This window comes from Limnochorda sp. L945t (assembly GCF_035593305.1).
In the GTDB taxonomy this organism is placed as follows: Bacteria; Bacillota; Limnochordia; order Limnochordales; family Geochordaceae; genus Carboxydichorda; species Carboxydichorda subterranea.
Genome location: NZ_CP141615.1, coordinates 1529464 through 1543648 on the forward strand (window position 1 = coordinate 1529464; position 14185 = coordinate 1543648).

Sequence of the window (14185 nt, forward strand, 5' to 3'; positions counted from 1 at the left end):
ACCGGGCGCGGGTTCATCGGAGCCCGCGCCCCCATCCTTCCACCTCGGACGGCGATCCCCGGCTGCCGGCCTGCCATCGCCGGGCCGTTCCTCGTCTATAATGGGCCGGGCAGGCTTCGAACGGGCCGGGCAGGGTTCGTGCCCCTCGGCCTACCATCCAAGGCCGGACCAGGGAGGAGGCCGTACGGCGTGACGGGTACGCCGGCGCACAGCACCATCCGGTGGGACCTCGACGCCATTTTCCCGGGCGCAAGCGCGTCTCCCACCTTCCACGAGTTTCTCGCCGCCCTCCAACGAGACGTGGCAGAGTTGGGGCGGCGCGTCGACGGGATGGAGGTTCCTTCTGGACCGGAGGCTTTCGGGCCATGGCGCGAACTCGTCGCAGCCCTGCAAGACATCGTCGAGCGGGTCGAGGAAGCCGATGCTTTCGTGGCCTGCTTGACCGCCCAGGACGTCGCGGACGAGCAGGCCCGCATCCTCGAGGGCCGCGTGCATCAGGTGGCGGCGACGCTGCAGGCGGCAGAGGCGCGGCTCGACCCCAAGCTGCTCGCCATCCCCGATCCTACCTGGCGTGCGCTGCTCGCCGACCCGCCGCTGGACGCCGTCGCCTTCCCGCTTGGCGAGCGCCGGGAGCTCGCCCGGGCGAAGCTCCCGCCCGACCAGGAGGCCCTCGCCTGCGACCTCGCGGTGGACGGGTACCACGCGTGGGGCCGCCTCTACGACCTCGTCGAGGGGCGCATGCGCATCCCCGTGGAGCAGGACGGGCAAACCGAATACCTGTCGGTGCCCCAGGCGGCCAACCGTCTCGAGAGCCCTTCACGCCCGGTCAGGGAGGCCGTCTTTGCCCGCTGGGAGCAGGCATGGGCGGCCGAAGCGCCTCTCCTCGCGGCCATCCTCAACCACCTCGCTGGCTTCCGGTTGAGCCTCTACCGCCGCCGCGGGTGGCACGACGTGCTCTACGAGCCCCTGCGCCGCAACCGCCTCTCCCGGGCCACCCTCGACGCGATGTGGGAGGCGGTGGAAACGGCCGCTGCCCGCCTGGAGCCTTACCTGCGCCGCAAGTCTCGCCTTCTCGGCGTGGATGCGCCGGCCTGGCACGACGTGAGCGCTCCCCTGGCCGTCCACGAGCGCCGCTGGGGCTTCGACGAGGCGGCCGCCTTCGTGACCGAGCAGTTCGAGAGCTTTTCCCCCGACATGGCGCGCCTGGCCCGGCGTGCGTTCGAGGGGCGCTGGATCGAGGCGGAGGATCGGCCGGGCAAGCGGGCCGGCGGCTTTTGCACGAGCTTCCCCATCGCTCGCCAGTCCCGGATCTTCATGACGTTCGCCGGGATGCCGGCCAACGTGGAGACCCTGGCCCACGAACTGGGCCACGCCTTCCACCACTCGGTAGTCGAGGACCTTCCGCCCCTCGTCCAGCACTACCCCATGAGCCTGGCCGAAACCGCCTCGACCTTCGCCGAACTCGTCGTCTCCGAAGGCGCCATCCGGCAGGCGGAGTCGCCCCACGAGCGCATCGCGCTCCTCGACCGCCGCCTCTCCGCCGCCACGGACTACCTCATGAACATCCGGGCCCGTTTCCTCTTCGAGACAGCGTTCTACCGGGAGAGGGAGCAGGGGCAGGTGAGCGTCGCCCGCCTCAACGCCCTGATGGAGCAGGCGCAGAAGGAGGCGTACCGCCACGCCCTGAGCAGCTATCACCCGCACTTCTGGGCGTCCAAGCTGCACTTCTACCTGACGGGCCATCCGTTCTACAACTTCCCGTACACCTTCGGCTTCCTGTTCAGCCATGGCGTGTACGCCCGGGCCCGTTCCGACGCCGCAAGTCTCGCCTTCTCGGCGTGGATGCGCCGGCCTGGCACGACGTGAGCGCTCCCCTGGCCGTCCACGAGCGCCGCTGGGGCTTCGACGAGGCGGCCGCCTTCGTGACCGAGCAGTTCGAGAGCTTTTCCCCCGACATGGCGCGCCTGGCCCGGCGTGCGTTCGAGGGGCGCTGGATCGAGGCGGAGGATCGGCCGGGCAAGCGGGCCGGCGGCTTTTGCACGAGCTTCCCCATCGCTCGCCAGTCCCGGATCTTCATGACGTTCGCCGGGATGCCGGCCAACGTGGAGACCCTGGCCCACGAACTGGGCCACGCCTTCCACCACTCGGTAGTCGAGGACCTTCCGCCCCTCGTCCAGCACTACCCCATGAGCCTGGCCGAAACCGCCTCGACCTTCGCCGAACTCGTCGTCTCCGAAGGCGCCATCCGGCAGGCGGAGTCGCCCCACGAGCGCATCGCGCTCCTCGACCGCCGCCTCTCCGCCGCCACGGACTACCTCATGAACATCCGGGCCCGTTTCCTCTTCGAGACAGCGTTCTACCGGGAGAGGGAGCAGGGGCAGGTGAGCGTCGCCCGCCTCAACGCCCTGATGGAGCAGGCGCAGAAGGAGGCGTACCGCCACGCCCTGAGCAGCTATCACCCGCACTTCTGGGCGTCCAAGCTGCACTTCTACCTGACGGGCCATCCGTTCTACAACTTCCCGTACACCTTCGGCTTCCTGTTCAGCCATGGCGTGTACGCCCGGGCCCGTTCCGAAGGGAGCCGCTTCGCCTCGACCTACGCGGCCCTACTGCGCGACACCGGGCGCATGACCGTCGAGGAGCTCGCCCGGCGTCACCTGGGCGCCGACCTGACCCGCCGGGCCTTCTGGGACGAGGCGTGTGCGGCCGCCGTCGCTCCGCTCGACGACTTCCTGCGCCTCACCGCAGACGGCATGCCGCCCGAGGAGCGTGGCCGATGATGGGTGTCACGATGAGCGACCGCCGGCCCGAGTACGAGGTGCGGGTCGAATACGACGTGCGGGTCCCCATGCGGGACGGGATCACGCTCTCCGCGGACGTCTACCGGCCCGCCGGGCCTGCGCCCGCCACCGCAACGGCCGGAGAGACGGGCGATGCCGGTGCTGCTGCGAATCGCTTCCCCGCCATCCTTTTGCGCACGCCGTACCTGAAGGTGTCGAAAGAGCAGCACGAGCTGGCTACCTACTTCGCGTCCCGGGGCTACGCCGTGGTTTGGATGGACGTGCGGGGGAGGGGAGACTCCGAGGGAGTCTTCGTGCCGTACCGCCACGACGGCGTGGACGGCTACGACGCGATCGAGTGGGTGGCCGCCCAGCCCTGGTGCGACGGTAACGTGGGCACCCTGGGGGGCTCGTACCTCGGCCGCATCCAGTGGCTGACGGCGCTCCTGCGCCCGCCTCACCTGAAGTGCATGGTGGTGCTCGTGACCCCGTCGGATCCGTTCGTCGAGGTGCCGACCGGCGTCCCGAGCCCCATGCACCTGTGCTGGGCGCACATGACCAGCGGCCGCGTGATGCAAAACGTCGACAGCGTCGACTGGATGAAGGTGTACCGGCACCTCCCCCTGGCGACGATGGACGAGCAGGCGCTCGGCCGCACCATCCCCTCGTGGCGCGAAGACCTGGCCCACCCGACCCTCGACGCGTACTGGCAACCCCTTCGCTACCAGCACCGCTTTCACGACATCGACGTGCCGGTGCTGCACATCTCCGGCTGGTACGACGACGAACAGATCGGCACCCCTCTCAACTTCGCCGGCATGACCCGCCACGCTCGCACCGAACGCGCCCGCCGCTCCCAGAAGCTCCTCATGGGCCCCTGGGGCCACCAGGTCAACCGCACCAGCCGCCTGGGCGACGTCGACTTCGGGCCGTCGGCCGTCATCGACTTGCGCGCTTACCAGCTGCGCTGGTTGGACTACTGGCTCAAGGGTATCGACACCGGCATCATGGACGAGCCGCCGGTCCGGATCTTCGTGATGGGCGCCAACACCTGGCGCGACGAGGGCGAGTGGCCCCTGGCGCGCACGGTCTGGACTCGCTACTACCTGCGAAGCGGCGGCCACGCCAACAGCCGCTTCGGGGATGGCCTCCTCTCCCCCGTTCTCCCCGGCCCGGGCGAACCCCCGGATCATTACGACTACGATCCGGCCCACCCGGTACCGTTCATCACCGAGCCTACGTCGAGCCAGATCGGCGGCCCCGACGACTACTCGGCCATCGAGCGCCGCGACGACGTCCTGGTCTACACCACGCCGCCGCTGGAGGAAGACCTGGAGGTCACCGGCCCGGTCTCGGTGGAGCTGTACGCCTCGTCGTCGGCCCGAGACACGGACTTTACGGCCAAGCTCCTCGACGTGTGGCCGCACGGGTTCGCCCAGCGCTTGTGCGACGGCATCGTGCGGGCTCGTTACCGGGAGGGGATGGAGCGGCAGGTCTTCATGGAGCCGGGGCAGGTCTACCGGTTCACCATCGATCTCTGGAACACGTCGATCGTCTTCCGGAAGGGCCACCGCATCCGCCTGGAGATCGCATCCAGCGCCTTTCCCAAGTACGACCGCAACCTCAACACGGGCGGGGACATGGTGACGGAGACCGAGGGCGTCGTTGCCCACCAGACCGTCTACCACGACGCCGCGCGCCCGTCGTGCGTGATCCTGCCGGTCATCCCGCGAACCGGCGACGGGCCCTAGAGGTACCGTGGAGATCCAGCGGGAACCTCCCGGTGCCCGCAGCCACGTCCAAAGCCCGCCGCGCGCTTCAGAAGTCAATCGTGATGCTGGCCGAGAAACGGGCGCGCGGCTCGATGGGGTACCACACCCACGGCACGTGGTAACGGGCGGCGATGACCCGCCACCCGAGGCCTTGCGTGCGGAGGGCCACGACCCGCTCCACGCTCACGTGGGCACGTTTCGCCACGTGGATGGCGAGGATGACGTCGTCGGGGCTCAGGCCCTGGTCGAGCCACACGACGACCTGGGTCCGCGGCACGGCGTAATATTCGTAGACAAACCGGACAAACGCCTCCCGCTCGACGCTCGCGTCGTCGACCACGACCACCGTCTTCTCCTTGGCCTTCCACTTGGGCCCCTTGCCGTGGCCCTGCCCGTGCACCCATCCCCATCCGCGGGCCTTCTGGATGGTGAGGACCCGCCGCACGGGAAGCTTCTCCTCCGCGGCCACGTAAATGGCGGTCAACAGGCCGATGGGCCTCGGCTCTTCCTTCTCGAGCTCCACCATCACGTCATCGCCGAGCCCGAAATAGGCGCTCACCGACCCCAAGAGCAACGTCCGCGCCGCGTCCCGCTCCTCCGAGGTCAGGGTCACACTCACCCTCGCCGAAGCGGCGGCCGGCCCCGCCTGCACGGCGACGGCCGCCAGCGCGATGCCCGCCAGCGCGATGGCAAGCTGCCAGCGTCTCCAGGCCACGCACACCCGGCCAACCTCCTCCATGGTCCCTCTCCCCTCCCTGAGGCCCTACAGGCTATGGGTCTCACCATGATACGTTCGCAGGCGCCGCCCGTTTGCTGGCCCGCCTCGTTCCCCGGATCGACCCGCGGCCGCCCGAAGGACAGCGCTGGTAATCACGGGCATAATCTGGTAGGCGGCAGGGCAGACTGCTTGCCGGCGATGCGAGCACCGCGCACGTGGTTCCTGGGTCACCGGCGCCCTCGGGTCAAACCGGGCAGCCCGCCCTCGCCGGGACCCGTCACCGACTTCACGGGCAATGCCCAGGCCGACGCCGAGGCCATCGCCCGCCACCTGGGCCGGCCGGGAGACCTGCAGCGGCGCCTCTTGCCCCTGTCGCCCGGGCCCGGCCGATCGTCGCGCACCCTGCTCGTCCTGTACCTCGATAACCTGGTCAACGTGGCTCGCCTGGAACGGGCCGTCGTCCTGCCGCTGCTCGAAGGCCCACCGGGCGCCCTCGACCGCCCCGACGGGCTGCTCGGCGTCATCGCGGCCGCACACGTCCGCCTCGTTTCCACCGTGCCCGACGCTGCCACCCGGCTCATCCACGGGTGGGTCATGGTGCTCGGCGATGGCTGGCCTCAGGCCGCGGGCATCGAACTTCCCGACTGGCCCGGCCGCGCCGTCGACGAACCCCCGAGCGAGGTCGTCACCAAGGGGCCTCGCACCGGCTTCGTGGAGGAACTTCGCAAGAACCTCGCCCTGCTGCGCGTCACCTTCCCCACGCCCAACCTGCGGGTCCAGCTCTTCAGCTGCGGCAAGGAGCCCGGGATCTCGGTGGCCATGGTCTGGATGGAAGGCCGCACCCCTCCGGAGCGGGTAGAGCGCGGCCGCATCCTGCTCGGCAGGTTGCACGACATCCTGGGGCCGGTCGACATCCAGACCGTCTCCGAGTTGGTGGGGCGGACGACCATGCGGGTCTTGCCGCTCTTCTTCCAAACAGAGCGCGTCGACCGCGTGGCGGCCGCCTTGCGGGAGGGGCGGATCGCCATCTTCGTCGACCGCTCCCCCTTCGCGCTGGTGGCCCCGAGCACGTTCTTCATGATGCTGACCTCGGCCGAGGACTACTACCAGCCGCCGGAGGTGGCCCTGGCGTTGCGGCTCACCCGGATGGTGGGCTTCCTGCTCGCCCTGGTCGCCACGCCGTTTTACATCGGGCTGGTCGGCTTCAACCCCGGAGTCCTGCCGACCCGGCTCGCCATGGCCGTGTCGGCCAGCCGTCAGGGCGTCCCTTACCCCGCCTGGATGGAAGCGCTCATCATGGAGCTCATGATGACCATCCTGGTCGAGGCGAGCGTCCGCTTGCCCCGCGCCATCGGCTCGGCGGCCACCGTCGTGGGCGGCCTCATCATCGGCCAGGCGGCCGCACAGGCCTCCCTCATCTCCAACCTGATGATTATCGTCGTCGCAGTGTCGGCCATTACGTCGTTCGCCCTGCCCAACGTCGAAATCCTCTACGCCGTGCGGGTGATGAAGTGGCCGATGATGCTGGCCGCCGGATTGATGGGGCTCCCGGGGCTCTTCGTCGCGTTCGTGCTGATGACGATGTGGATGGCATCGCTCCGGTCGCTGGACGAGCCGTACCTGTACCCCATGGCGCCGTTCGAGGGGATCGCCGTCCTGCGGGATACCCTGCTGCGGAGGCGCTGGGAGATCCTGCACCCGGGGCGGTACCGGCCACAGGTCCCGCCCTTCGACGCCGCGCCCACCCGGCCCGCGTCCGGTGAGGTCACCCCATGAGCGAGGGCCAGCTGGCGGCCTGGGCGACCGTGGCAGGCCTGGGAGCTTCCCTTTTCCTGCCGGATCGCCTGATCGCCTGGATGGGGCCGGCCAGCTGGGTAGCCGCCCTCGTGGGGCTCGCCATCGCTACGTTGTGGCTGCTGGCCGCGTGGACGACCGGTCCGGCGCCCGCGACGCCCCTGCGGGCCGCGCCGTCGCCGGGGCCGGTGCGGGGCCTCGTGTTGGTGAGCGGCCTCCTTTCGGCCCTGTCGCTGGGCCTGACCTTGCTCCTGAGCATCGCCCACATGTCCGCCATCCTGCACGACACGGTGCTGGAGCTCACGCCCATTTGGGCGCTTCGGCTGCTCACGACGCTGCCCCTCCTGTACTCGCTGCTCCTCCCGCCGCAGGTGACCGCCTGGACGGCGCAGCTGTGGGGGTGGTTGCTCGTGCCGCTGCTCGTCTTCACGAGCATCAACTATGTCCGGCGGGGGGATTGGTCGTCGGTCGTCCGGCTGACCATGGAGTCGGTGGCACACTTCGCCCGCAGCCCCCGGGCGGCCCTCGGAGCCCTCATCCTCTTCTCCCTGCCTCTTGCCCTGGCATGGGTGTGGAGCCAGGGGCCCCGCGCGGGGCGACTACCGGCGCTGCCGCGCTGGTCGACGGTGGCCATGGTCGTCACCACCCTCGTCGTGGCCCTTCACACGGCGGTCCCCGTCGCCTACTTCGGGCCGGCGGTGGTGCGGACCATCCGAGATCCCTTCTTCGCGACCCTGGCCGTCACGACGGTACCGGGCCTGGGCAACCCTCGAGCCATCTACCTCTCGGGCCCGGGCTGGATGGTCGGCTTGCAGATGTACGGCGCCCTGATGGCCCACGCCGCCGCCGGCGCCCTTCAGGCGGCCTGGGGCAGGCCGTTGCCTACCATGCGCGCCGTCGTGGCGGCCTGGCTGGTGGCCGTGGCGTTCATCCCCCTCACCGAGTTCGCCCGGCTCGAGCTGGGGCCGCTGGCGGGCTTGCTCCTGGGCCTGGCCTCGTTGAGCTGGCTCGTGGCCCGCTGGGCAGGCCCCCTGCTCGGACGAGAGGGCTCCCGGCGATCGCCCGGCCCTGGCCCGGCGTCGGGCGAGGCGAAGGCCGGATGAAGGTTCGGCGCGGCGCCCGGGGCACCCCCCTTCGCCGGGTCGCCCTCGGGTGCGCCCTCGCCTGGCTCGCGCTCGTCAGCGCGGGCTGCTGGGACTACACCGACATCGACCAGCGGTTCCACGTGACGGCGATGGGTTTCGACGCCGACCCGCGGGGTGTTCGGGTCTCGTTCCACCTGGGCAACCCTCCCCCGCAGGGCACTCCTGGCGGCGTGCGCGGGGGTGGAGGCGGCCCGGGGGCGGGCGGCGGAGGGGGAGGCCCATCGCCCCAGGGAGCCCAGGGCTTCCTGGTGTTGTCCGAAGCCGGCCCGAGCCCGCTCGACGCCATGGACTCCATCACCGGCCGCATCGACCGGGTGCTCGAGCCCGACCACACCCAGGTCATCCTGCTGGGTCACGACCTCGCCCGGCAGGGGGTCCGGCCGGTGCTCGACTTCATCACGCGAGAACCCCGGGTGCCGCCCTCCCCTCCGGTCCTCATCACCGCCACGGGGACGGCCGAGCAGGCGCTGGCCACGCCCAAGCAGGGCACGTCGAGCCCGGGGGACTACTTCCTCAAACTCCTGACCAAGACGTCGGTCGGGACCCGGTGGTTGGAAGTGCCCGCCTTCGAGGCGTACCGCACGCTCTACGACCCCCTGCGCGCCCTGGCGCTGCCGGCAGTCGACCCGAAGAGCGGCCGGGTGGTGGGCATCGGGGTCTTCCGGGGCGACCGGCTGGCCGGCATCCTCGGGCCCGAGGACGCCTGGTCCCTGACCCTTCTCCGCCAGGGCGTCAAACCGGACGAGACCCGCGGCCTCACCGTGACCATTCCGGCGTCCGCCTCCTCCGGGCCCCCAGCCCGGCCGGCGAAGCTCGCCCTCTGGTTGACCCGCTCCAGCATGCGGGTGGAGGCGGTAGGCGCCCTGGCGGTACGGATCTCGATCCGCCTCACGGCCCAGGTCGGGGAACTCTCCGGGGGGATTCGCCCGGACTTGCGCGACCCGTCGACCCGCGGCGCCGCCCAACGCGCCATCGCCGAAACGGTGCGCCGTCGCCTGACCGCGACGCTCGAGCGCCTGCAGCGCCGGGCCGTCGATCCGACGGGATTGGGCCTCCAGGTGTGGACGGCCTGCGGGCGCTGCTTCCCGCCGAGCGAGTACGTCCGGCGTTTCCCGTCGCTGCGGTTCGCCGTGCAGGTGGAGGCGACCATCCGTTCACCAGGCATGATCTGGTAATGTGCCCGCTCCGTACCTCGGTCTCCATACGTTGACGGCTCTCAGAGGGCTCACCTACCGTCGCAGCGCCCGGCCCGCGGGCGAAGTGCTGACGTCGGGCACTCCTGAGCTCGATCCCGGTCTCGATGCCAATCTCCCAGGGAGGAAGGGAAAGCTGCGACATGGTGGTCCGACTCTTTGCCCCGTCCCCGTTGCGTCGGTGGTCGTTGCGTCGGTGGTCGTTGGTCGTTGGGCGTTGGGCGTCGGGCTTCGTGGTGGTGGCGGCGGCGGTGGCCGTCGCGGTCACGGCCCTGGCAGCGCCTGCCGGCGCCCAGGAGGGGTGGACGGTGTGGGTCGCCCCGATGTACGGTGCGCTGAGCGGGGCGGACCTCCACATCCTCGATGAAGTCCTGGAGACCGTGACCACAGAAGGCCAGAACCTCACGTACTCTGCGCAAATCACCCCCCGGTGGTTTCGCCCGGGACCGACCCTCGTGCCGCGTCTCGGAGCGTCCGTGGGGATCAGCTCCCGCCTTTCGGTCGCAGCCGAGGGCTTGTTCCTCGGCTGGCACGACTCCGCCACCCGGCGTTTCGAAGCCCCCGCAGACACCGCCACGACCGATTACGCCAACAGCGTGTTCCTGTGGGAAGGCAACTGGCGGCTGCCCGACCAGCGCGCGTTCGGACTGATCAACGTAACTCATCCGAGCGGCTGGTCCCCCATCGACTGGCATGCGGATGGGGCGATCCAGCTGGCCTCCGGCACCCTGGGCGCTCGAGCCCTGCTCTTCAACGGCGGCAACCTGCAGGTGGCGGCCGAAGGCGGCGTGGCCGTCTTCCACCTTGATCACCGGTTCGACCGGCGATGGGCCGGAGTGGCGGAATCGCCGGTAGATGCCAACGACAACGGTCGAATAGACCCGGAGCCCAGCCCCGACTATTATCTCCGCAACAACGTGTCGCTCGATCAGACAGCATCCAGCACCGGAACGGCGCTTGGCCCGTCCATGGGTCTCCGGCTGCAGGGCCGCCTCGGCGGTACGTACGTGGAAGCCTCGGCGTCTCAGGGATGGGCCTCGGGGCAGTTCGCGCTGGCCAGCCGCTTCGTGGACATAGACGACCAGTGGTTCGACGACAACCAGGACGGCACGTTCGATCGCAACGTCGTCCTCCACGGCGACGTCCCGTTCCGCCAGCAGGTGCCCGCCACCATCCCGGTCACCCAGCTCCACGGCACGCTGCGCTACCCCCTCGGGCCGGTCAGCGTGGGCGCCGGCGTCTTCTACTCGCTCCACCGCAACGTCCCTGTCTCGCCGGAGCTGAGCTACCGGGACTACACCTTCAAGCCCCGCACCCAGGACATCTCCATCTCCGGCGCCATGGCGTTCGTGCAGGCCTCGTTCTGACGCCGGGGGTGTTGCAGGAGGAGCGGCCTGTCCGGGCCGTTCCTCCTGCGGCCACGGACAACCATATCCTTCCATGGAGGACGGTGTAACACAACGGTTACAAAAATAAGGTAATGGCTATTGCTAACAGGAGGCGCGGCCGTGATCCAGATACTGCCTGCCCTCGACGACGATCTGTTGCTCCATCTGTTCCGCAAAGGCTCCCGGATGGACTGGAACTCCGACGACTTCGACTGGCAGGCGTGGGAGGGCATCGGAGAGCCGCAACGGCGCGCCGCCGCCCGGATCATCACCCCGGTCTACCTGGGCGAGCAAACGGCCATGCTCGGGGGCGCCGCCGCCCTCAAGGAGGTGGCCGCCGCCCACCAGACGTCCGCCCAGATCTACCTGGCGAGCTTCGTGATGGACGAGGCCCGCCACTTCGAGGCCATGACCCGCCTTTACCGGCAGCTCGGGTACGATCCCGTGGGCATCCGGGAGATGCCCGAGATGCTGCGCTACCACCACCGGCTGCGCCAGGGGGACAAGCTCGACTGGGCGTGGGGCATCCTCATCAGCGACGTCTTTGCCCGCCACTTCTACCACGCCCTCATCGACCGCTTCCCCTCGACGATCCTCGGCAGCCTCTCGCAGCGCATCGTGGTCGACGAAGGCCGCCACCAGGCCTTCGCACAGGAGTACATCCGCCGGGCGCTGCCGGCCCTCGGCCCCGAACGCCGCCGCGCGCTCCTCTCCATGCGCGACGACCTGCTGCGCCTCATCAGCACCATGCAGCGCCGCCTGGCGCCGGACGGCGACGTCCTCGGCATCGACACCCGCCGCCTCGTGGACGACTTCGCCTCCGAGATCGAGGAGCGCACCCACCGCCTCGGCCTCCCCTCCAGCCGCCCTGGCGAGCCGCCGGCACCGCCCCCGTCCCGTGCCACCGGTGGGGAGCCTTTGTCCAACGCCGCCGCCGAGAGGGTGCCGCCCACCTCCCCGGCGCGGCCCGCGGCAGGCTCCGATGGCCCCCGCCGGCCTCCGTCCGAACGCACGTACCGGGGTCCCGTCCGCCTGGTCACCCGCTGCGCCGGCTGCCTGCTGGCCCTGTGGTGCCGCCCGGCCCGGCCTCACCCGGCCCCGGCGCCGTCCTGAGCCTCCTCCCTTGCCGGGCCTCGTTGCTGCGCCCTGGCCCCGGGCTCCTCACCTGGTCTCATCCGGTCAACCCGGGAGGGGCGCCGCATACACTGTGGCCGAAGTGAGGTGAGAGGCCCTCATGAGTGAGCCGTGGGTGGTCGCGGGGCTGCTCGGCAAGGCGGTCGGCCAGGCCCTGGACCGCGGCCTCTTCGTGCAAGCGGACGTGCGCTTCGCCATCGCCGGCACCTCCATCCTCTCCCTCCACATCCGCGCCGCGCTGGCAAGCTTCAAGGCGCTGGCCCGTCATGCGGGGCTCGGGAGCTGGTTCTCCCGGGCGCCCGTGGCGCCGAGTCCCCTCCCGCGCCGGGTGGACGTCCGGGCGGCCCACCGGTCGGGCCCGCCGCGCTGGCCCCACCGCCCAGAGCGCCTGGCAGGCCGGCCTTCCCGGCCGCTGCCCGCGCGCCCTCTGCCCGCCGCCTTGCCGGGCGCCAGCCCGTTCGTGGCGGTGCCCGTCCCGTCCTCACGGGGGTGGGGCGCGTACGCCTGCCGGCCGGCGGCCTGACCGCCCTGGCCTGCGCATGGCACGCCCCGCCTTCCCCCCGCGTCAGCGGATCCTGGCCGGCCTTGGGCTGGCCGCGCTCTTGGCGGGCCTGGGGCTGGCCGCGCTCCTGGCCGCCGCGATTCGCTCGGGGTGGTGGCCGGGTCGGGGCATCCGGGGGGACGTCCCCGCCTCGGCCGTCCTGCGGGTGCCCTGGCCCGGCTGGCAGCGGCAGCTCGAGATCACCGACCCGGCCGTGCTGCGCCAGCTGGCCCGCGCACTCCCCGACCGCCCGGTGCCGCGCCCTCCACCTGTGCCGCCGCCTGCCCGTCCTCCCGCCGCAGACGAAGAGGGCGACGCTTTCGCCTCGTTCGGCGGTCCCCTCCCCCGCTGGCAGCTCATCCTGCGCTACCCCCAGGGCTCTGCCCGGGAGTTCGTCGCCTTGCCCGACGGCACGCTCCGCGACGCCGCCTCGGGCGCCCCGGCCGGCGGCGCGGCGTTGCGCCAGGCGACGCAGGCGCTCGGCCTGGAACTATCGGAGCACCTCTTCGGCGAACCCCTCCCGTGGCCCGAAGTCGACCGGATGTTCCCCTTCGATGCCGAGGCAACCATCGAAGACCTGCGCACGGGCCTGTGGCTGCGGGTGCGCCGTTACGGCGGCTACCGCCACGCCGACGTCGAACCCGTCACCCGCCAGGACACCGCCGTCCTCCACCGCATCTTCGGCGGCCAGTGGACCTGGCGGCGCCGGCCCGTGGTAGCCATCATCCAGGACCGCCGCATCGCGGCCTCCGTCAACGGCATGCCCCACGGCAACGGCCTCATCGCCGCCAACGACTTTCCCGGCCACTTTTGTCTCCACTTCCTGGGAAGCCAGGTGCACGCCTCCGGGCGAATCGACCCCTCCCACCAGCTCATGGTGCACCAGGCGAGCGGCCGCCTCATCGAACGCCTCGCCGAAGCGCCTCCCGCCCAGCTCGTGCAGTGGGCCCTGGCCGCCGTCCAGGAATCGGACGAGGCGGCCCTGCACCTGACGGTCACCGGCTGGGACGCGACCCTCGCCCGGCGCCTCCTGGAGAACATCCGCCACGTCACGATCGTCGGCCTGGTCGTCTCCGGCGCCACGGTCCGGGCCGAACTCGTCGTCTACTACGAGCAGCCCAACCCCGACGCCGGCTACCGGCAGGTCCTGCAGCTCCCGCTTCAGCCCGCCGGCTGGCGAGGAGGCTGGACGGTGCGCCTCGCGGATCTGGCACCCCTTCTGAAGGTGCCCACCTCCACCCCGCTGCTGCTGCGCTCGGGAGGGTACCCTGAGTGCTGAAAGAACGTACCCATGCAGGAGGCGGACGCCATGTGGTACGAACTGTCGGTGGCGACCCATCGCCGCACGGAGGCGGTGGAGATCACCGGGCAACTCGCCGAGGTGATCGCCCGCTCCGGGGTGCGCGACGGCGTGGCCACGGTCTATTGCCCCCATACGACCGCCGGGCTCACCATCAACGAGAACGCCGACCCCGACGTGATGGACGACCTCATGCGGTTCCTGGACGCCTTGATCGAGCGGGCCAATCCGGGGTTCCGCCACCGCGAGGGCAACGCGGACGGTCACGTGAAGGCGAGCCTCGTCGGTGCCTCGGTGAGCTTTCCCGTCCGGGACGGCCGGCCGGCCCTCGGGCGCTGGCAGGGCGTCTTTCTCTGCGAATTCGACGGGCCGCGCCGCCGCCAGGTATCCGTCCGGGTCGCGGGTGTGCTGGAGTAAGAC

At 70.8% G+C, this 14185-nt stretch carries 12 protein-coding genes; 11 read left to right on the plus strand and 1 reads right to left on the minus strand.

Annotated features, from left to right (window positions below):
* Positions 1–189 precede the first annotated feature (189 nt).
* From U7230_RS07245 to U7230_RS07255, 3 genes are read left to right on the plus strand one after another with little or no spacing between them, the layout of a single operon-like run.
* Positions 190–1866 (plus strand): M3 family oligoendopeptidase, encoded by a 1677-nt coding sequence (locus tag U7230_RS07245; RefSeq protein WP_324718050.1) that lies wholly within the window; start codon positions 190–192, stop codon positions 1864–1866.
* Positions 1839–2780 (plus strand): M3 family metallopeptidase, encoded by a 942-nt coding sequence (locus tag U7230_RS07250; protein WP_324718051.1) that lies wholly within the window; start codon positions 1839–1841, stop codon positions 2778–2780. The genes U7230_RS07245 and U7230_RS07250 overlap by 28 nt, the downstream gene beginning before the upstream one ends.
* Entirely contained in the window at positions 2777–4531 is a 1755-nt protein-coding gene (locus U7230_RS07255) for a CocE/NonD family hydrolase (protein WP_324718052.1), read from the plus strand. Before U7230_RS07250 ends, U7230_RS07255 begins: the two co-directional genes overlap by 4 nt.
* A 67-nt stretch (positions 4532–4598) precedes the next feature.
* Here U7230_RS07255 and U7230_RS07260 read toward each other — a convergent pair whose 3' ends face one another.
* Entirely contained in the window at positions 4599–5291 is a 693-nt protein-coding gene (locus U7230_RS07260) for a hypothetical protein (protein WP_324718053.1), read from the minus strand.
* 177 nt (positions 5292–5468) lie between these two features.
* Between U7230_RS07260 and U7230_RS07265 the strand changes: the two genes are divergently transcribed.
* The 8 genes from U7230_RS07265 to U7230_RS07300 all read left to right on the plus strand — a co-directional run bounded on the left by U7230_RS07265 (position 5469) and on the right by U7230_RS07300 (position 14182).
* Positions 5469–7046: a spore germination protein gene (locus U7230_RS07265; protein WP_324718054.1), complete on the plus strand. Its 1578-nt coding sequence runs from the start codon at positions 5469–5471 to the stop codon at positions 7044–7046.
* Positions 7043–8167, plus strand: a complete 1125-nt coding sequence (locus U7230_RS07270; protein ID WP_324718055.1) for a hypothetical protein — start codon at positions 7043–7045, stop codon at positions 8165–8167. The genes U7230_RS07265 and U7230_RS07270 overlap by 4 nt, the downstream gene beginning before the upstream one ends.
* Complete coding sequence (locus U7230_RS07275) at positions 8164–9384, plus strand: Ger(x)C family spore germination protein (protein WP_324718056.1); 1221 nt, start codon at positions 8164–8166, stop codon at positions 9382–9384. The genes U7230_RS07270 and U7230_RS07275 overlap by 4 nt, the downstream gene beginning before the upstream one ends.
* A gap of 161 nt (positions 9385–9545) precedes the next feature.
* On the plus strand, positions 9546–10769 hold the full coding sequence (locus U7230_RS07280; RefSeq protein ID WP_324718057.1) for a hypothetical protein: 1224 nt from the start codon (positions 9546–9548) through the stop codon (positions 10767–10769).
* 141 nt (positions 10770–10910) lie between these two features.
* Positions 10911–11903 carry a ferritin-like domain-containing protein gene (locus U7230_RS07285; RefSeq protein ID WP_324718058.1) on the plus strand — a complete coding sequence of 331 codons (993 nt, stop codon included), beginning with the start codon at positions 10911–10913 and terminating at the stop codon, positions 11901–11903.
* Positions 11904–12024: 121 nt separating this feature from the next.
* Positions 12025–12447 (plus strand): hypothetical protein, encoded by a 423-nt coding sequence (locus U7230_RS07290; RefSeq protein WP_324718059.1) that lies wholly within the window; start codon positions 12025–12027, stop codon positions 12445–12447.
* Between the two features lie 79 nt (positions 12448–12526).
* Positions 12527–13744 (plus strand): hypothetical protein, encoded by a 1218-nt coding sequence (locus U7230_RS07295; RefSeq protein ID WP_324718060.1) that lies wholly within the window; start codon positions 12527–12529, stop codon positions 13742–13744.
* Between the two features lie 30 nt (positions 13745–13774).
* Positions 13775–14182, plus strand: coding sequence for a secondary thiamine-phosphate synthase enzyme YjbQ (locus tag U7230_RS07300; RefSeq protein ID WP_324718061.1), 408 nt, complete (start codon positions 13775–13777; stop codon positions 14180–14182).
* Positions 14183–14185 lie beyond the last annotated feature (3 nt).

Excerpts from the sequence above, each read along its gene's own strand:
- U7230_RS07255 (WP_324718052.1), top strand. The coding sequence starts at position 2,777 with ATGATGGGTGTCACGATGAGCGACCGCCGGCCCGAGTACGAGGTGCGG.
- U7230_RS07260 (WP_324718053.1), bottom strand. The coding sequence starts at position 5,291 with ATGGAGGAGGTTGGCCGGGTGTGCGTGGCCTGGAGACGCTGGCAGCTT.
- U7230_RS07265 (WP_324718054.1), top strand. The coding sequence starts at position 5,469 with ATGCGAGCACCGCGCACGTGGTTCCTGGGTCACCGGCGCCCTCGGGTC.
- U7230_RS07270 (WP_324718055.1), top strand. The coding sequence starts at position 7,043 with ATGAGCGAGGGCCAGCTGGCGGCCTGGGCGACCGTGGCAGGCCTGGGA.
- U7230_RS07275 (WP_324718056.1), top strand. The coding sequence starts at position 8,164 with ATGAAGGTTCGGCGCGGCGCCCGGGGCACCCCCCTTCGCCGGGTCGCC.
- U7230_RS07280 (WP_324718057.1), top strand. The coding sequence starts at position 9,546 with ATGGTGGTCCGACTCTTTGCCCCGTCCCCGTTGCGTCGGTGGTCGTTG.
- U7230_RS07290 (WP_324718059.1), top strand. The coding sequence starts at position 12,025 with ATGAGTGAGCCGTGGGTGGTCGCGGGGCTGCTCGGCAAGGCGGTCGGC.
- U7230_RS07300 (WP_324718061.1), top strand. The coding sequence starts at position 13,775 with ATGTGGTACGAACTGTCGGTGGCGACCCATCGCCGCACGGAGGCGGTG.